This is a genomic window from Blautia sp. AM23-13AC (assembly GCF_003435675.1).
Lineage (GTDB): Bacteria > Bacillota > Clostridia > Lachnospirales > Lachnospiraceae > Fusicatenibacter > Fusicatenibacter saccharivorans.
The window spans coordinates 25,495-44,633 of record NZ_QTUL01000004.1; the positions used below are offsets into that span (position 1 = coordinate 25,495).

The 19,139-nt window shown below is 50.1% G+C and carries 13 protein-coding genes; 4 read left to right on the forward strand and 9 right to left on the reverse strand.

Translation table 11 applies throughout. The features are described 5' to 3' along the window. Positions 1-14: 14 nt before the first annotated feature. A complete protein-coding gene (gene thiC, locus DW642_RS06255; protein WP_022461338.1) occupies positions 15-1,322 on the forward strand; it encodes a phosphomethylpyrimidine synthase ThiC in 1,308 nt (435 codons plus the stop codon). Positions 1,323-1,408: 86 nt separating this feature from the next. On the opposite strand, the gene glpK is transcribed toward thiC, so the two are convergent. From glpK to DW642_RS06275, 4 genes are all read right to left on the reverse strand, one after another. Beyond that, positions 1,409-2,899 carry a glycerol kinase GlpK gene (gene glpK / locus DW642_RS06260; RefSeq protein WP_117509629.1) on the reverse strand — a complete coding sequence of 497 codons (1,491 nt, stop codon included), beginning with the start codon at positions 2,897-2,899 and terminating at the stop codon, positions 1,409-1,411. Between the two features lie 137 nt (positions 2,900-3,036). After that, entirely contained in the window at positions 3,037-5,424 is a 2,388-nt protein-coding gene (locus DW642_RS06265) for a glycoside hydrolase family 31 protein (protein WP_117509630.1), read from the reverse strand. 100 nt (positions 5,425-5,524) lie between these two features. After that, on the reverse strand, positions 5,525-7,195 hold the full coding sequence (locus DW642_RS06270) for a glycoside hydrolase family 13 protein (RefSeq protein WP_117509631.1): 1,671 nt from the start codon (positions 7,193-7,195) through the stop codon (positions 5,525-5,527). A 154-nt stretch (positions 7,196-7,349) separates the two neighbouring features. After that, complete coding sequence (locus DW642_RS06275; RefSeq protein WP_117509632.1) at positions 7,350-8,366, reverse strand: LacI family DNA-binding transcriptional regulator; 1,017 nt, start codon at positions 8,364-8,366, stop codon at positions 7,350-7,352. Between the two features lie 241 nt (positions 8,367-8,607). Here DW642_RS06275 and DW642_RS06280 point away from each other — a divergent pair, with 241 nt between their 5' ends. Next, positions 8,608-10,242, forward strand: a complete 1,635-nt coding sequence (locus tag DW642_RS06280; protein WP_117509633.1) for an InlB B-repeat-containing protein — start codon at positions 8,608-8,610, stop codon at positions 10,240-10,242. A gap of 123 nt (positions 10,243-10,365) precedes the next feature. Here the strand turns inward: DW642_RS06280 and DW642_RS06285 are convergent, their stop codons facing one another. Together DW642_RS06285 and DW642_RS06290 are read right to left on the reverse strand one after the other, a co-directional pair. Next, positions 10,366-10,668, reverse strand: coding sequence for a Dabb family protein (locus DW642_RS06285; protein WP_022462610.1), 303 nt, complete (start codon positions 10,666-10,668; stop codon positions 10,366-10,368). A 69-nt stretch (positions 10,669-10,737) separates the two neighbouring features. After that, positions 10,738-11,484 (reverse strand): RNA polymerase sigma factor region1.1 domain-containing protein, encoded by a 747-nt coding sequence (locus tag DW642_RS06290; RefSeq protein ID WP_147326102.1) that lies wholly within the window; start codon positions 11,482-11,484, stop codon positions 10,738-10,740. A 140-nt stretch (positions 11,485-11,624) separates the two neighbouring features. Between DW642_RS06290 and DW642_RS06295 the strand changes: the two genes are divergently transcribed. Beyond that, positions 11,625-12,254, forward strand: coding sequence for an HdeD family acid-resistance protein (locus tag DW642_RS06295; protein ID WP_022462612.1), 630 nt, complete (start codon positions 11,625-11,627; stop codon positions 12,252-12,254). A 110-nt stretch (positions 12,255-12,364) separates the two neighbouring features. On the opposite strand, the gene DW642_RS06300 is transcribed toward DW642_RS06295, so the two are convergent. The 3 genes from DW642_RS06300 to DW642_RS06310 form a co-directional block, all read right to left on the reverse strand. Further along, positions 12,365-15,166: a glycoside hydrolase family 3 protein gene (locus DW642_RS06300; protein ID WP_117509635.1), complete on the reverse strand. Its 2,802-nt coding sequence runs from the start codon at positions 15,164-15,166 to the stop codon at positions 12,365-12,367. 175 nt (positions 15,167-15,341) lie between these two features. Further along, a complete protein-coding gene (locus tag DW642_RS06305; RefSeq protein ID WP_055226948.1) occupies positions 15,342-16,700 on the reverse strand; it encodes a sodium-dependent transporter in 1,359 nt (452 codons plus the stop codon). Between the two features lie 77 nt (positions 16,701-16,777). Further along, on the reverse strand, positions 16,778-17,635 hold the full coding sequence (locus DW642_RS06310; protein ID WP_117509636.1) for an AraC family transcriptional regulator: 858 nt from the start codon (positions 17,633-17,635) through the stop codon (positions 16,778-16,780). Between the two features lie 111 nt (positions 17,636-17,746). Between DW642_RS06310 and DW642_RS06315 the strand changes: the two genes are divergently transcribed. Next, on the forward strand, positions 17,747-19,051 hold the full coding sequence (locus DW642_RS06315; protein WP_117509637.1) for a glycoside hydrolase family 27 protein: 1,305 nt from the start codon (positions 17,747-17,749) through the stop codon (positions 19,049-19,051). Positions 19,052-19,139 lie beyond the last annotated feature (88 nt).

Genomic DNA, 19,139 nt, shown 5'->3' on the forward strand with positions numbered 1-19,139 from the left:
AAGGAGAACAACAGATGGAACGCAATTACGCAACACAGATGGACGCCGCACGCCGCGGCATTGTAACACCGGAGCTGAAAAAAGTCGCAGAAAAAGAGTATATGGCCGTGGAAGACCTGATGCCGCTCGTTGCCAGCGGAAAGGTTGCCATTCCGGCCAATAAGCTGCACACCTGCATCGATCCGGAGGGCATCGGCTCGATGCTGCGCACGAAAATCAATGTAAATCTCGGTGTTTCGAAAGACTGTAAAGATTACGATGTGGAGATGCAGAAGGTACTCTCCGCGGTCAATATGGGCGCAGAAGCCATCATGGACCTGTCGAGCCACGGCAATACGCAGCCGTTCCGGCGGAAACTGACCTCCGAATGTCCGGCCATGATCGGCACCGTGCCGGTATATGACAGTGTGATCCATTACCAGAGAGACCTGGATACGCTGACCGCCAAAGATTTTATTGACGTCATCCGCCTCCATGCCGAGGACGGTGTCGATTTCGTCACCCTGCACTGCGGCATCACCAGAAAAACCATCGATCAGATCCGCAAACACAAACGGAAAATGAATATCGTTTCCCGCGGCGGCTCCCTCGTGTTCGCCTGGATGTGCATGACCGGCGAGGAGAATCCGTTCTACGAGTATTACGATGAGATTCTCGATATCTGCCGTGAATACGATGTGACCATTTCTCTCGGCGACGCCTGCCGTCCTGGCTGCCTTGCCGACGCAACGGATGTCTGCCAGATTGAGGAGCTGGTGCGCCTCGGCGAACTCACCAAACGTGCCTGGGAAAAAGACGTTCAGGTTATGGTTGAGGGACCGGGCCACGTTCCGATGGATCAGATTGCGGCCAATATGAAAGTACAGCAGACCATCTGCATGGGCGCTCCGTTCTATGTCCTCGGCCCTCTTGTGACCGATATTGCACCGGGCTACGACCACATCACCGCTGCCATCGGAGGCGCGATTGCGGCCATGAACGGCGCTGCTTTCCTGTGCTACGTAACGCCGGCAGAGCATCTGGCTCTTCCGAACCTGGATGATGTAAAACAGGGCATCATCGCAAGCAAAATCGCCGCACACGCTGCCGACATTGCCAAAGGCGTGCCGCATGCGCGTGATATTGACGACAAGATGGGAGACGCCCGCCGCGTGCTCGACTGGGAAGCACAGTGGGACTGTGCACTGGACCCGGAGACCGCAAAAGCCATCCGCGCCGACCGCTCGCCGGAACAGGAAGATACCTGCTCGATGTGCGGTAAATTCTGTGCCGTGCGAAGCATGAACAAAGCTTTAAACGGCGAACATATCGACATTCTTTAACGTCAGTAGACAAGAAGTCACAGTACGCGAAAAGGAACGGTTTTCATTACGAAACCGTTCCTTTTCTGCATTTCCAAAATCTTTTTCTATTTTGCCCATCCTTCGGCGTAACGGACTGCTTTGTGCCATCCGTTCATCTTCTCATCGCGCTCCTCTTTCGAGAGCTCCGGCTCAAACGTACGGTCAATGGCTCCGTTCTGTTTTACCGTCTCCTGATCCGGCCAGTAGCCGACGGCGAGTCCCGCAAGATAAGCTGCTCCCATCGCGGTCGTCTCGATGCAGTACGGCCGCTCCACCGGCGCCTGGCTGATGTCCGCCTGGCACTGCATCAGGAAGTTGTTGGCGCTTGCTCCGCCGTCCACACGCAGCGCAGAGAGCTTCATGCCGGAATCTGCCTCCATCGCTTTTAAGACATCATCCACCTGATACGTGATCGACTCCAGCGTTGCGCGGATCACATGGTATTTGTTGACGCCGCGGGTCAGGCCGAGAATGGTTCCTCTCGCATACTGATCCCAGTACGGTGCGCCAAGGCCGGTAAACGCCGGCACGACGTAGCAGCCGTTCGTGTCGTTCACCTTCTGCGCCATGTACTCGGAATCCGCCGAGGACTCGATCAGCTTCATCTCATCGCGCAGCCACTGGATTGCGGCTCCGCCGACGAAAATGGATCCCTCGAGCGCATACGTAATCTTGTCCCCGATGCCCCATGCAATCGTGGTAACAAGACCGTGTGTCGAAGAAACCGGCTTTTCTCCCGTGTTCATCAGCAGGAAGCAGCCTGTTCCGTATGTATTTTTCGCTTCGCCCGGCGCATAGCAGGTCTGGCCGAACAGCGCCGCCTGCTGGTCTCCCGCTGCTCCCGCAATCGGAATCGGGCCGCCGAAATATGTGGATGCCGTCTCCCCGTAGACACAGCTCGACGGGCGGACTTCCGGCAGCATACAGAGCGGAATGTTCAGCTCTTTTAAGATATCCTCATCCCATTTCAGGGTATGGATATTGAACAGCATTGTACGGGACGCGTTGGTGTAATCGGTGACATGTATCTTTCCCTTTGTCATCTTCCAGATCAGCCACGTCTCCACTGTTCCGAAATAGAGATCGCCTCGCTCCGCCCGCTCGCGCACGCCCGGAACTTCATCTAGAATCCATTTCAGCTTCGTGGCTGAAAAATACGCATCGATCACAAGACCTGTTTTCTCCCGGAAACGGTCAACCAGTCCGCGCTCCATCAGGGAATCGCAGTATTCCGATGTTCTGCGGCACTGCCATACAATTGCATTGTAGACCGGCTCTCCCGTCTTTTTGTCCCAGACGATCGTCGTCTCTCTCTGGTTTGTAATGCCGATTGCCGCGATATCCTCGTAGGACGCGCCCGCTTTCTGCATTGCCTCCACGGCTACACCGAGCATCGTGGACCAGATTTCATTGGCATCGTGCTCCACCCAGCCCGGTTTCGGGAAACGCTGGGTAAACTCCTTCTGCGCAAGGCTTACGATCTGTCCTTTCTGATCAAACAGAATACAGCGGTTGCTCGTTGTGCCGGCATCAAGTGCCATGATGTATTTTCCCACGTTTAAAAATCCTCCTGTCTCACATTTCAAGAAGAGAGCCTGACAGAATCCACTGCCACGCTCTCTTCCTTTTCTTTGTATGTATCGTATCACAGAATTCTTTTTCTGTAAATCAAATCGTGTTTTTCTGCAGCAATTTATGCCGTAATGATCTCCAGCAGCGCACCGCGCAGATCATTTGAAAGTTCCATGCTCTGCAGCTCTGCAGCCAGAATTGCTACCTTTCCGTCTGCTTTGCGAAGAAGATTTGCGATCTGCTCTTTGGTGATGTAGCTGATTTCGGCGTGCAGCAGCAGATCCATCGCACGTGTCATGACATCGTTCTTTGCAATCTCCGTATCTTCCGGCAGACAGATTGTCACGGTATCCTGCGGTTTTACATCTGTTACCGCGATCGTAAGAAGTCCGTCTTTCTCTTTGACTTCTGCATCCGCTTCCACGCCGTTTACAAAGACCTTCGCTTCTTTTGCCGTACTTCCGCCGAATTCTACGCAGTACATTCTGCTTTCCGGAACGAAGCTCTGATTGCCTTCAACCGGTGCAATCGTAAATTTCCGCGCACCCCAGTCGAGCGTCATCGATGTTTTTGCACAGTCATCCTTCTCATATGCCATGGTAGTATTGTCATCCTCGTACAGGACAAATGTATTGTCCGCGCCCGCGTAAACGCGTACCGTCAGCTCATCCGGGTTGGATTCTACATCCAGCGCACTGATCTTCTCTGTCATCGGGATAATCGCACCTGCTTTCGCAAGAACCGGGATCTCCTCGAGCGTACGGTACAGATCCATACTTCTGCCGCCCTCGTAAATCATTCCGTTGAAGAAATCAAACCACGTACCTTCCGGCAGCCACACCTTTGTTTTTGCACGCTTCAGCTCCGGAATGCATTTCGTTGTCACCGGTGTTACCATCAGCTCGCTTCCGAAGAAGTACTGATTCGGTGCCTGATTTTTGCCCCAGAAAACCGTCTCCGGGTAATCATAATACATCGGAACAACGATCGGTGTGTCCTCTTTCCATGCACGGTAGTTCATCGTATACAGATACGGCACCAGTTTATGACGCAGACGGAGGAAATCATCCATTGTGCTGCGCACTTCCATACTGAAGTTCCAAGGCTCTTTTCCACTGAAGGCACTGTTAGAGCTGTGCAGACGGTTGATCGGAGAAAAGACTCCGTACTGATACCATCTTGCTTCAAGCTCATCGTCACGGTAGCCAAGCATATGGCCGCCGATATCATGACTCCACCATCCGTAGCCGATGTTGGAGGCTGTGCTGGTAAAGTATGGCTGGAAATCCAGGGATTCCCAGGTGATGTGGGTGTCTCCGGAAAATCCGACCGGATAGCGGTGGGAGCCCGGTCCTGCATAGCGGGAGAAGGTCATCGGACGTTTTCCGTCTCTTCCACTGTCAAGAAAATGATAGTGATTCAGCATCCACAGCGGATCAAGACCCTCGATCTTGGTACTTTGTCCCTGCTGCCAGTCAATCCACCAGAAATCGACGCCCTCTTTTTCCATCGGATGATGAACTTTTTCAAAATATACATCAACAAATTTCGGATCCGCAATGTCAAAATTGACCGGCTCTTCTTTTTTTGCATCCACTCCCATAGCCTCTGCTACTTCCGGATAGCAGTCCTCATACGCACGAATTCCGTCTGCCGGATGGACATTCAGTGTTGTCTTCATGCCGCGTGCATGGAGTTTTCCAAGAAAACGCTCCGGATCCGGGAAGAGTTTTTTATTCCAGCTGTAGCCGGTCCAGCCGCTGCCGTATTTCGGATCCACATCGTCTACACGGTGCCAGTCCATATCGATAACAGCAACCGAGAAGGGAACGTTCTCTTTGTCAAAGTCTTCCATCAGTTTCATATAGGATGTTTCACTGTAACGCCAGTAACGGCTCCACCAGTTTCCAAGCGCAAACCTCGGAAGCATCGGTGTCTTGCCACAAAGGTGGTAGAAATCCTTTAATGCCAAACGGAAATTCCAGCCATAGCCGAAGAAGTACAGATCCTGCACTCCTTTCTTTCTCGGGGTCACCCAACCGTCCTCTGTCATCAGAAGCGACTTCGAATCATCCAGAACAGCGGAACCAAACCAGGACATGATACCAGGTTCCAGTTCGCATGCTCCGTTGACCTGATCAAGCGTACGGGCCGTTCCTCCAAGATCCTGTGTCGGATCTCCGTAATGCCATGCCGGTACAGAACTGATGCCGACTGCCGTTGTTTTGCAGGAAAGTCCGTTTGCAGAGAATGCCTTTTTGTTGTAATTCAGCTGCAGATACTTTGTACGCAGCTCCAGCTCATCGCCTGTGTCTTTGACGGAAAATTCCACTGCTGGAAAATCACGGTTTACAACCGTCTGGGATGCCGCATCGATAAATTCACCGTCCTCACTGTATTCCAGCCGAAGAAGATGCTCCGTCAGCACCGTGATACGATATTTATCGCCCTTTACTACATTCTTCGGATCTGCAAGCGGATGTGTCTCCATTTTCAGATATGATTTCATGTTTTATTTTCCCCTTTCTTACTCTTACCGGTTTTTGCCGTATTTTGAGAACGGGAACCTGTGGCAAAAATCCGTTCTGCCACAGGTTCCTCTGCATTTTTTATTTGGTTTCCAGAACAACTGCCTCATACGCACGCAGTTTTCGTGTCCCTGCTGCCGCGCCGTCCTGCGGATAGTTGCTGATCAGTACCTCTGCTCCTGCAAAGGTTTCCGGAACCGTGTACTCCTGCTCCTCTTTTGTAAAATTGCACATCACGAGGAGTTTCTGATCGCCTAAGGTTCTGGTATATACATACAGTGCCTCGTCTTCCGGATCGAGCAGCTCGTACGTTCCGTAAACCATGATATCCTTCTCTTTCCGGAGATGAATCAGTTTCTTGTAATAATTGTATACAGAATCCGGATCCGCCATCTCATTTTTTGCATTGACGGTCTCGTAATCCGGTCCGACTTTGATCCACGGGGTTCCTGTGGTAAATCCTGCCGAAGCGGTATCATCCCACTGCATCGGAGTTCTTGCATTGTCTCTTCCGCGCAGGTTCAGGTAGCGCATCATATCGTCCGGCGCTACTTTTCCGGCTCCGGTCAGCTCGTGAAACGCGTTGATGCTCTCAATATCGCGGAATTCGGACAGATCGTGGAACGGAACGTTCTTCATGCCGAGCTCATCGCCCTGGTATACGTACGGGGTACCCTGCATCATATGAAGGCAGGTAGCCAGCATTTTGGCGCTTACCACACGGTATTCCGGTGAATCATCGCCGAAACGGGACAGGCAGCGCGGCTGGTCGTGGTTTCCAAGGAAGAGGCTGTTCCATGCCTTGCCCTCAAGCTCCGTCTGCCATGCTGTCATGACGCGTTTGAAATCTTTGAGCGGTACGCGTTTGTCCGTCCATTTGCCGTATTTTCCGCTTGCCAGCTCAACCAGCTCGAACTGGAATACCATGCTGAGCTCTTTGCCGTCTGCGGATGCATATTTTTCTGCCTCCTCGATCGTGACACCGGCACACTCACCGACCGTCATCAGATCATATTTGGAAAGGACTTCCTTGTTCATCTCCTGCAGATACTCATGAACATGCGGTCCGTTTACGCAGCCGGAGTCACCGTAGAGTCCGCCTTCCGGAATCTTTCCATCCGGCAGTCCTTCCGGTTTGGAGATCATGCTGATGACATCCATACGGAAGCCGTCGATGCCTTTCTCGCACCACCAGTTCATCATATCGAAAACTTCTTTTCTTACGGTCGGGTTTTCCCAGTTCAGGTCAGGCTGCTTCGTGGAAAACAGATGCAGGTAATACATCTCGGTCTGCGGATCGTATTTCCATGCGGAGCCGGAGAAGCAGCTTCCCCAGTTGTTTGGCTCTTTTCCCTCTTTTGCATCACGCCAGATATAATAATCGCGGTATGGATTGTCTTTCGATTTGCGGCTCTCCACGAACCATTTGTGTTCATCTGAAGTATGATTGACAACAAGGTCCATGACCAGCTTGATGCCTCTTTTATGCATCTCCGAAAGCATGCGGTCAAAATCCTCCATTGTTCCGAATTCCTGCATGATTGCCTGGTAATCGCTGATATCGTATCCATTGTCATCGTTTGGTGACTGGTACACCGGAGACAGCCAGATAACATCCACGCCAAGATCCTTCAGATAATCCAGACGGGATGTGATACCATTTAAATCGCCGATACCGTCTCCGTTGCTGTCCATGAAGCTGCGTGGATAAATCTGATACACTACGGCTTCTTTCCACCATTTTTTGTCCATTTTTTTACCTCCTTTATTTCATCCCCAGAACGTGTCTGGTTCTTTGATTCTGTCGTTTGCAAGCACAGTTTACCATACTTCACGGTGATTTTTCAATAGTTTTGCGCAAAACCAGCAGTTTCTACAAGAGTTTTTCTGTGATTTTGGTAACTATTTACTTCGTCAGATCTCTTACCGACTCCCGTTCCACCAGTGTTGTCGGCAATGGCGGAATATCTTTTTGTACCGGTTCATCCTGGATCAGGTGCATCAGTACCTCTACGGCACGGCGTGCTTTTCCATCCACCATCTGATGTACGGTAGTCAGCTTCGGCCGCGCAAGTGTCGCATAGGTAACATCATCAAAGCCCGCAATTGAAATTTCCTCTGGAACCTTTATTCCCCTGTTCTGCAGAAAGTTGGATGCTTCAAGTGCATAGTAATCCGATGAAAAAAAGAGCGCTGTCTGTTTTTTGAAGAACGGAAGCATCTCCTCATATGCCTTCTCTCTCTGCTCCGGATTCCACGGGATCACAATATGGCGGCTCTCAATGTCCTCAATTCCCGCCTCCTCCATCGCCTGACGCACACCGAGCCACCGATAGTGGTCAACCCCGAGATCGCAGTCGGATAAAAAGAGAAATTTTTTATGTCCCTTTCCAATCAGGTACTGACTCATCTGGTACGCACCGCCGCGGTCATCCATCGTAATGGAGCGGACTCCAAGTTCCGGCGGGAGATACTGATCAATGGTTACCAGCGGTTTTCCGAGACGTTCCGAGAGTTCTGCAATCTCCTTTTCCTTCAGAGCCATTGCAATCATGCCATCAAAATTCCAGCCGAGCGCCTGCTGCATAAGATCGTCCTGCTCATGGCGCGCAACCAGCATCATATAATAGCCGTGTTCCCGGATCTGATATTCCAGGTTTCCAAGCATTGCCGACACAAAGGGATCCTCAAAGGACGATGCATTTCCTTTCTTCATGAAACCAAGCGCCACACCAATAAGACCGGAGCTGTTGTTCGCCAGCATGCGCGCGCTGATACTCGGCACGTACTCCATCTCCTTTAAAATCCGGTTGATTTTCTCGACCGTCGCCTTTGAGACGCGCCCTGTCTTTCCGTGTATTACATTCGAAACCGTCGTCGGGCTGACTCCTGCGCGGTCTGCAATATCTTTGATTCTAATCATCGGTTCTCTGCCTTTCCTTTTTCTTCACAATTTTCTGAATTCTGTTATGTTTATTTTACCAGGACGGTAAAATGTTTACAACTACTTTGCATCGGCAAACACTACAAAATTATTACATTTTCTTAAACGATATGTAAGAAAATCTCCATCCCTCCTTCATTTACTTTCCGCCGGTTCCGTGGTAAGATAGGATGACAGAAAAAGTTCACCTTTTTTCTGTAAGAAAGGACCTACACATCATATGCGGCTTGCATTTACAAATTTTTCGATAAAATCTCCCACCGGCAAGAAATCCGGCCGGTTTTTTCTTGCCCTTTTTCTGGGCATTTTTCTCTTCCTCGCTCATCCCATGCTCTGTCAGGCTGGTTTTGCCTCCAGTACGCCGTTTACCGGCGCCTCCTGGGAATTGGTCGGGGAATATCCGATTCTCGGCAGCAACGGCGCGGTGCAGTCCGTCTGTGCGACGGAAGATTATATCATCTGCATCGAAAATTTTAATGATCTGACGACAGAGCCGGACGTAGTCTCTGCCTACTATAAAAATGATACAGACGCAGACGGAAATCCCGTTACGCAGTATTCCCTCGCGCATCAGGTAAGGGACGCAGACTTTGCTCACGCAAACGGTATGGCATACAATCCCGTCACACATGAAATCCTCGTGAGCGGCTACAGCAGCCCGGATGCTTCCAATTACGGATGTATCTTCCGCCTCGACCCGGATACCCTGGAGCAAAAAGAGCGGATTCAGCTCTCGACGAGCTACAATATTCTCGGCATCGATTATCTTCCCTCTACGGGCGGCTATCTGATCCAGACCGATGCGGACGGCGGCTACGGCTTTAAACTTCTCGATGCCTCACTTCAGGTGGTGGATGACTGGGGCACGTATCCCTTCGATTTTTACATGGAAAATTTTCAGGATCTCTGTGTTTCCGGCGATCTCTTTTTTATTTTTCCACTGACGATGCATCTCGGAATCGGAAACTTTATCCAGACATACTCACTCTCGCAGAAAACACTGCTTGCGGACGACACGGTTGATTTTGGCTTTTCCGACGATATCACCATCGATGAACCAGAGGACCTCTGCGAGACAAATCCTGGGGAATTTATTGCGATTGTAAACGTAAAAAAGGCAGATGGTGGACGGTATGTGCAGTTCTACCGCACCCGGGTGCCGTATCTGTTCACGGTTTCCACTTCCGCGGCGGAGCATGGCTCGGTGTCCGAGGGCGGGGAAGTTTCCCGCGGAGAGGAAAAAACCGTTTCCTACACGGCAGACGAAGGCTTCCGGCTCGCGAAACTCTCGGTGGACGGCTTGTATCTGCCGGTGACGGAATATCCGGACAGCTACACATTTTCCGATATCCAGAAGGATCATACCCTTGCCGTAACGTTTGAACCGGTTCCGACGGCGACACCGACGCCGACTGCGACGCCGACCGAAACACCGGCCATAACCCAGACACCGGAACCGGCCGTTTCCAAAGCACCGGCATCATCCACGGTTTCCTTCTCATCTGTGGCTTCCCATTTCGCAGCGTTCTGGAAAAGCACTGTGCATGCCGCTTCCTGGTTCCGCCATCTTGCCTCGGCCGGTGCATCCCTTTTTGCCCGTATCCGGAAGGCAGATCCTGTTTTTCTGGCGATGCCGTTTGTCCTTCTCGTTCTGATTCTGCTCTTTGTCCTCCGCCTGCGGTATGTCCGCCGCATCCGGCGGGAGCGGTCGCGGAAAGCGCTGGAACGCAGAAGAAGAACGTACGAAGAACTGGTCAGAGAAATTACGGAAGATCCGAAGGACGAAGAGGTTTCCATCGATGAGCTGCTGCTTACAATTGACGAACTGCAGAAGGAAGAACAGAAAAACACTTAAATGAAACGTATTCACCAGATCAGGAATTGATCTTCTCGGCACAAAAAAAGTATCCCGTTCCTTTTGGGGAAGCGGGATACTTTTTTATTTACACGGGCAACGAGCTAAAGTCCGTATTTGTTTTTACTCTTCGTAATCGAGTGCCGCACGCTCCGTTGTGTACGGACGTACATAGGTGTCTGCTACTTTTACGTGCTCCGGATGTTTTGCATATACAGCTACATCCTCTGCTTTTTCCAGTGTTGTGACAAGTGCCATATCATGGGTGGAAGATGCAAGCGGTGCTTCTACAAAGTCAACCGTCAACAGTCCCGGCACTTTGCCGACCAGGCTTTTCAGGTTCTCTGCCATCGCTTTTTTCAGCTCCGGTTTCTTTGCATCCTCTACTTCCGGTTTGAATTTCCACATAACAATATGATGTACCATTGTATTTTTCTCCTTTGCTTTTGTTTTATTGCCAATTCACACAGTTTCTGTGCAAATACCAGCCTTTTGTTACGGCTCTTCGCCTGCAATCCGCAGAATATCCTCAATCTCTTCCACGGACATGTCAAGATACGCGGAAAGCTCTGCCACACTGAAATCCATGTCATCGCCGTCGGAGAGTTCCTCGATGGCGTCTTTTAAGCGGTTTACTTTATTGACTACAGTATTGTCCTTATGTTTCTGAACTCTGTGTTCTTCCATGAAATCGCTGATCGTCTCACGCACAGCCGCATCAATCGCCTGCTCCGCCGTCTCAGCTTTTACAACGGACTCCAGCGCTACTAAAAGTCCGACATTTCCCTCCTGCACCAGATCCATCAGGAAGAAATCGCGGGTGTGCATTTCTTTTGCGGTCTCAATAACTTTCGGAAGCCAGAGCTGCACGAGCATGCTCTTTGCAAGGGAATCGCCCTCTGCCGCTTTCCGGTAAAGCTCTGCCGTTTCTTCCTCCGACGGTGTTCCTGTCTCCGGCAGTTCGTCAAGATACTGCTGTAAGGCACGCAGCTCCTCCTCGGAAAACTCCGGTTTTTTCTTTTCTTTTTCGGTCTCCTCCGGCACGACGCCCGGCTCATAATCTGCCACATCGACCTGCTCCATCGTCAGATATTCGCAGACAAAGGTGACTTTCTGCTCATCCAGTGCAAAGTCTTCAAAAAAGTCTCTGACTTCTTTCATCGTTACTTTATTTTCATGGTCTCTGGCGTAGGACAGCAATTCGGAGAGCTTCTCCTGGAACTTTTTCTGTTCGTCCTGCATCTTTTTTACCCTCTCTTTCTTCCGTTTCACGATTCCATTTCTTCGTACATTTTTTTCAATTTGTCCATTGCTTTTTCTGCTTTGAAAAGCTACTATAAAAGCAAACGAAAAACCACATTCAAGTGGAAAGGAGAATCCTTATGAAACAATTTTTTCAGGATGTGAAAAACAGTTTCCTGCTTTCAGCCGCTGTCTCTATTATACTAGGTATCGTGCTGATCGTCTACCCCGTAAAAACGAGTTTGCTGATCTGTTATATCGCCGGAGCACTGCTCCTGTTTGGCGGCGTTGTTGCGTTGATCCGCTACATTGCAAGCCGCGGCGAGCCGTTTTTCTTCCGCTACGATCTGTTCGTTGCCCTGGTACTGATTCTGTTCGGCTGCTTCGTTATCTTTGAAAGTGACCTTGTAATCGCATTCATCCCGGTTGTCATCGGTATCATCCTTCTGGCAAACGGACTGCTCAGCATTCAGAAGGCGTTCAACCTCAAAAAAACAGGGCTGGAAAAATGGTGGCTTGAGTTCCTGCTGGCTCTTTTAACCAGCGTTCTCGGCATCATCATCTGTACCAATCCGTTTGATGCCGTTGCAACCACAAACATTTTCATCGGTATCTGCCTTGTCTACAGCGGCATTTCCGATCTTGTCACCACCTACTACATGGGCCGCGCAAAACGCCGGATCAAAAACGTCATCCAGACCGAGATCAACCAGCAGAAAATCCTGCACGATGACAATGTGATTGATGTGGATGAGGACGAGCTTCACTAAAAAACAGCTTCTTCCATAAAAATCTTCTTTCATACGAAAAACCGGAACCCGGCACCGCTTTCAAACAGCAGCTCCCGGGTTCCGGTTTTTCTCTGTATTTCTTTTTTTATTTATTCCTCGTGTTTGCTCAGTACTTCCATGCCTTCTCTTAACTTCAGGCGGATCTTTCCAAGCTCCAGACCATTTGCGCCGAAGTACAGCTTCAGGTAGTGGTTCGGGCCGAAGAAGAAGCCAAGGTCTCTCGTCTCTTTGATCCACTCACCTTTTGTTCCGCGGATGCTGATTATAGTTTTTACGATATTGTCGATGTACACGGTTACCGGCAGCTGTGCGAGGTCTTCCAGATCGGATTTCATCTCGATTTCGATATCGTACGTTCCCATCTTGTCAGCCAGAATCGTAACACCGCATACTTCACTGTTTCCTTTTTTCGTGTTCCATGCGGATGCGTCAATCACAACATCTCCCGTTGCCGGATCTGCCTCGTATGTTACAAGATCTGCTGCAACGAAATCGTTGTCGCCCATCTGCTCCTGTGCTTCTTTCTCTTCCTCGCTGATGCGGTCCAGGAACTGTAAGATGCTTGGAGTTCCAAGGATGAAATGCAGGACATTCATCGCATTTCTCTGCAGGTCGCCTCTTGTGATCTCGCCGTTTTCCAGTGCCTCTTTCACATCGTCCTGTCCCATATCGGAGCAGTCGGTGCATACCATGAAGACATCGTTTCCGGCAGATACCATCGGTGCATGGGTTGTTTTGGTTGCTTCATATCCCTCACGGTTTGACATTGCCCACCAGTCAGTCATAACGAAGCCGTCGTAGTTCCACTCGCCGCGCAGAATCGTGGTCAGAAGATCGTAATTTCCTGCAGTCCAGATGCCGTTGACCGGTCCGTAAGTGCTCATGATGGATCTTGCGCCGCCTTCTTTGACTGCGATTTCATATCCCTTCAGATAGATTTCACGCAGGGCACGCTCGGAAACAACGGCGTCCACATGATGTCGGTTGGACTCCTGGTTATTTGCACAGAAATGTTTGATGGTTCCGGTTACATCGGATTTTTCCATACCAAGAATCTGTACGGCACTGATCCATCCGGTCAGGTACGGATCCTCGGAGATATACTCAAAGTTACGGCCGTTCAGCGGGTTTCTGTGAATATTCATACCAGGTCCGAGCAAGGCATCGACACGGTTCTGTCTCATCTCGCGTCCTGCCATCTCGTACAGATCTTCTACCAGCGGAAGGTCAAACGTACAGCCAAGCAGGGTTCCGTTCGGCATGGAGAAGGCTCTCGTTCCGCAGTCAAAGCGGAGTCCGGACGGGCCGTCGGTACAGCAGGCTGCCGGAATACCGAATTCCTGCAGTTCCGGTGTCAGGCCGCCGAATGCTGCTGCGGTTCCCGGAGTAACCTTCGGGCTGCACATGCCCTCGCCGCGGAAGATGCAGATCAGATCTTCATCGGAAAGCTGTGCCACGAACTCTTCCATCGTTACTTTCTTATCCAGGACATCACCGAGCTTGTAGCCTTTGTCACCGGTATAGGTGATCGGCTCCATGCGGTTTTCTTTCATGCGCTCGATCGGATCTACGGTGCGCAGAGGAGCTGCCTCATATCCCGGTTTTAACGTTCCGTCTTCGCCCGGAACAGCTTTCATGCGCTCAAATGCTTCTACCGGAGCCATAGCCTCGGTCAGGATCTCAACCACTTTGAACGGCTGCTCGTATGCACCGGCAAAGGCTGCGCTTCTGACATCGCTTCCGACGTAGAACTCATAACTGCCCTCTTCGAGTACGTAGCAGGATTTGTGGCCGGTTGCACCGCTGTCATCGTAGGATGCAAAGCTCTCTTTGGTCACATCGATCGTCAGCGTCTCTTTTGCGCCTGGTGCAAGAACACCGGTCTTTGCAAAACCGACGAGTGCGCGGGATGGTTTTCCAAGAACACCCTGCGGAGCTTTTACATAAACCTGAACAACCTCTTTACCATCCGTTTTGCCGGTATTTTCAACGGTTGCCGTCACGGTTACATTGTCAACATCTTTCTCTTCTGCCTCTGCGGTCACGGCAAATGTCGTATAGGAAAGACCAAAACCGAACGGATACAATACTTTCTCTTTTGCAAAGGTCTCAAAGTAGCGGTATCCGACGTAGATATCCTCTTTGTACTCATTGCGGGTCAGATCGCCGAAGCAGCTTTGGGACGGATAGTCCTCGATATTCTCTGCAATCGTGTCGGTCAGCTTACCGCACGGATTGACTCTTCCCATCAGTACATCGGCAACACCGTTTCCGCCTTCCTGACCACCCTGCCATACATAGAGAACAGCTGCCGGATTGCACTCTTTCACCCATTTCATGTCGATAATGTTTCCGACGTTCAGCACAACGATTGTTCTTGCAAATGCTTTGCTGACTTTTTCTACCATCTCTTTTTCAGTATCGGTTAAGAGATAGCTGCCTGCCTCATTTTTGTTGTCCTGATCCTCACCTGCGGTACGGCCTACAACAACGATGGCTGCATCGGCGCCTTTTGCACTCTCCACGATCTCGTCGGTCAGCTCCATCTCTTTTTGGGACCACGGCACCTTGCCCCAGCCCTGTCCTTCGTCGTACGGATTTTTCTCGATCCATTTTTCGTATGTTCCAAGAAGATTCTCGTCGAGTGTAATGTCTTTTTCTTCTTTTAAGGCATCCAGAATACCGACAACGTATTTCGTATTGACAAGACCGCCGGAGCCAAGTCCGCTCTTATAATAGTGGAATGCAATTCTTCCGAAAACAGCCACTTTGTCTCCTTTTCGAAGCGGGAGTGCCTCATTTTCGTTTTTCAGAAGTACACAGCCTTCTGCCGCTGCCTGACGGGCCAGTGCTGCATATTTGTTGAAATCCAGTGGTGTAAATTTTCCCATTTTGTTCCCCTTTCTCCTGTATCCTTTCTGATCCGACAAGTGCCGGGACACCTGATACTTCCGGGTCCCGGCACCTGTTCTGGTCTCTTGTCTTTTATTATCTCGTATTCCTGGCTTTTTTTCCAGTTCTTTTCTTATCTTTTTTTCGTCTGATATTGACCTTTTTGTTCCTGTCTTATCCGATCAGTCCCTGGACAATTAATACCAGAAGCAGCAACGGCAGAATATAAGAAAGATAAACCCGTACCCAGTCCGGCACTTTCAGGCCCCCGCCCTTATTTGCCTCTGCCTGGTAGTTTTTGAAGCCCCAGCCCCATTTTGAAGTACAGAACAGAAGGTAAATCAGAGAGCCGACCGGCAGCAGAAGGTTGCTGACGATAAAGTCCTCAAGATCAAGAACGGTGCTTCCTGCGCCGAGCGGCTGGAATCCGGACCACACATTGTAGCCGAGTGCACACGGCAGGGATCCTAAGATCACCAGAATGCAGTTGATGATGGCTGACTGTTTTCTGGAAACGCCGAAAATCTCAGAAAAACAGCACATGATATTCTCAAATACAGCAATGATGGTAGACAGCGCCGCAAAGAACAGGAACAGGAAGAAGAAGCTTCCGAAAATCCGTCCGCCCTTCATCGAGGTGAAAATGTGCGGCAGCGTCATAAAGATCAGCTTCGGGCCGCTGTCCGGCTGTACGTTGTAGGAGAAGCACGCCGGGAAAATGATGAGGCCTGCGGTAATCGCTACAAACGTATCGAGCGCTGCAATGCTGACTGCCTCGCCGAGCAGGGATTTTCCGCCGTTTAAGTAGCTGCCGAAAATCAGCATCGCGCCGATACCAAGGCTCAGCGTAAAAAATGCCTGGCTCATCGCGTTTGTGATAATGTGGAACAGTCCCACCTGTTCGATCTGCTGCATATCCGGCACCAGATAGAATTTCAGTCCCTCTTTGGCACCCGGCATCGTAAAGCTGTAAACCGCAAGGAAAATCATGATGACCATCAGCACGATCATCATCACCTTTGTAACACGCTCCACGCCGTTCTGCAGACCCACCGAACAGATCAGAAAGCCTGCAATTGTAATAATCAGCATGGTAATGACAAGAATCGACGGAGATGAAAGCATCTCGTTGAATTTTCCGGTTACGGCGTCGCCTGTCAGGCCGCTGAATTTTCCGATTAAAAAGCTGTAGAAATAGTACAGCATCCAGCCTGCAACGACGGTGTAGAACATCATCAGCAGATAGTTTCCGATGAGGGCAACGTATCCGTGGATATGCCACTTCTGCCCTTTCTTTTCCAGTTCCCCATACGCGCGCACGGTACTCTTTTTGCTTCCTCTTCCGATGGCAAGCTCCATCGACAGAATCGGAACTCCCATGATGGCAAGGAACAGCAGGTAAAACAGCACGAAAATGCCGCCTCCGTTGTTTCCTACCATATACGGAAATTTCCATACATTTCCGATGCCGATGGCACATCCTGCCGAAAGCAGAAGAAAGCCAAGGCGCGATTGGAATGTTTCTCGTTCCATTTCTTTTTGTTCCTCCCTTTTTTCTTCCATACTCCCGGAATTTCTCCGCAAGTACATCTTCGTACAAAACCAAGACTTCAGACAGCACCGTTCTGCCGTTCTTTCCGGTATGCCGACGGCGAGATTCCCATATGGTGACGGAATACTTTTCCAAAATAGTTTCCACTGGAAAATCCGGTTTCTGCTGCAATCTCTTCCACACTCTTTCCGGTATTCAAGAGCAGCGTCATCGCTTTGCGAATTCTCGCTTCCTGAAGATACTGCATGGGAGAAACGCCTGTTTCCTCCCGGAAGCATCTCGTAAAATGGGCAAAGGAAACCCGGCTCTGTTCTGCCAGCTGTTCAATCCCCTGCACAGATGCGCAGTCGGTATCCATCTGCCGTATCGCTTCCCGAACAAAAAAATGTGTCTGCTTCCGCTCCGGACGCTGTACCTCCCGCAGAAGAGAACAAAAAAACTGATACAAAAACACACCGCATTCATACGGTTCCGACCGGTAACCGTTTTTCAGTTTTCGATGCATCTGCAGTGCAGTCCGAATTGGCTCGCTATCTGCATCCGCATAAAAAACATCTCCTGTTTTTTCAAACAGTCGTTCTGCCGCATAGGACACTGCACTTCCACGAAAATGAAAATACAGAAAAATCCATGGTTCTTCGGATTCCGGATGCAGATAATATCTGCTATTCTCCGGAATCTGACACAAAAATCCTCTCCCGGGACGCATTTCATACGTTTTTCCGTTTTTTTCAAACCATCCTGTTCCCGAAAGCGTATACTGCATCAGCCATCCGGAATATGTTCCGCGGTCTGTATTATGAAATGCATACGGTTCCTTCCATCTCTTTTCCACCCCGCCGTCCAGCAGCAAAAACGGAGCGTTCGGCCAGTGATCCAGATCCAGGATTCCATATACTCCGATCAGATCTTCCATCAAAAAATTACCTCTTTTATCCGGTTTGTCTTCTTGTTTTGCACTATGTCCTTTATTATACTTTTCTTATCAGAAAAAAACAAGCATTGCTTTAGAAAGGAGTTTTTTCTTATGCATCTGACAAACAAAAATACATGTGCACCAACCCCACCGATGGGCTGGAACAGCTACGATTACTATGATACAACCGTGGACGAGGCTGCGGTAAAGGCAAATGCCGACTATATGGCAAAGCACTTAAAAGCATATGGCTGGGAGTATATTGTAGTGGATATCCAGTGGTATGCAAAAAAGGCCGGTTCCATGCGCGACCGGTATCAGTATATTCCATTCTCTGAACTGGAAATGGACGAATACTCCCGTCTGCTGCCGGATCCCGAACGTTTTCCATCTTCTGCAGACGGTTCCGGCTTTAAACCACTTGCCGACTATGTACACAGTCTGGGGCTGAAATTCGGAATTCACATCATGCGCGGTATTCCGCGAATCGCTGCACATCATCACGGAAAGATCAAGAACAGTTCTCTTGGTGCTGAACACGTTGTCGATCCTACGGTCATCTGCGGCTGGAATCCGGATATGTACGGTGTACGCGATCTTCCGGAAGGACAGCTTTACTATGATTCCCTGCTGGAGCTCTACGCTTCCTGGGGTGTTGATTACATTAAATGCGATGATATCTGTAATACCAACATGCACAAAAATCCGTTTGCAGCTGCGCATGAGATCGAGATGCTCTCGAATGCCATCCAAAAATGCGGACGGCCGATCGTCCTCTCTCTGTCTCCGGGACCTGCGCTCATAGAGAAAGCATGGTTCTATGAAAAGCACGCGAATCTCTGGCGCATCACCGATGATTTCTGGGACAACTGGGCACAGTTAAAGGATATGTTCCAGCATTGCGAGCTCTGGCAGAGCCACGTCTCTGCCGGCTGTTATCCGGACTGTGATATGCTGCCGCTTGGCGAACTCGGAAAAGGTTTTGCTACAGAACATCATACGTATTTTACCCCGGATGAGCAGAAAACGATGATGACACTCTGGTGTCTCTTCGGCTCTCCACTGATGCTCGGTGCCGAAATGACGCTTCTCGATGACGATACACTGGCACTTCTTACGAACACGGATATTCTCGCGATGCTGCCTCCGTCCGTTCGTCCGCATCAGATCACGCGTACAGACAATGAAGCTGTGTGGTATGCAAAGGATGACACAACCGGAACAACCTACGTTGCACTTTTTAATCTTTCGGATGCACCGCAGACGGTTTCTTCCACACTTGCCGATGCAGACTGCCCACTGGAGTCTGTTGCGGCGAAAGAACTCTGGAGCGGTAAAGCACTTTCCTTAAACGGCGGTTTTTCTGCTTCTCTTGCTCCGCACGCCTGCAGCGTATGCCGTTTTGAAACACGATAAAACGATCATTTCTTAAGACAAGCAGCAAATCATGTCCTGCCCGGGACCAAAACAATGGTTTTTCCTCCGGGCAGGGCATTTTTATGCT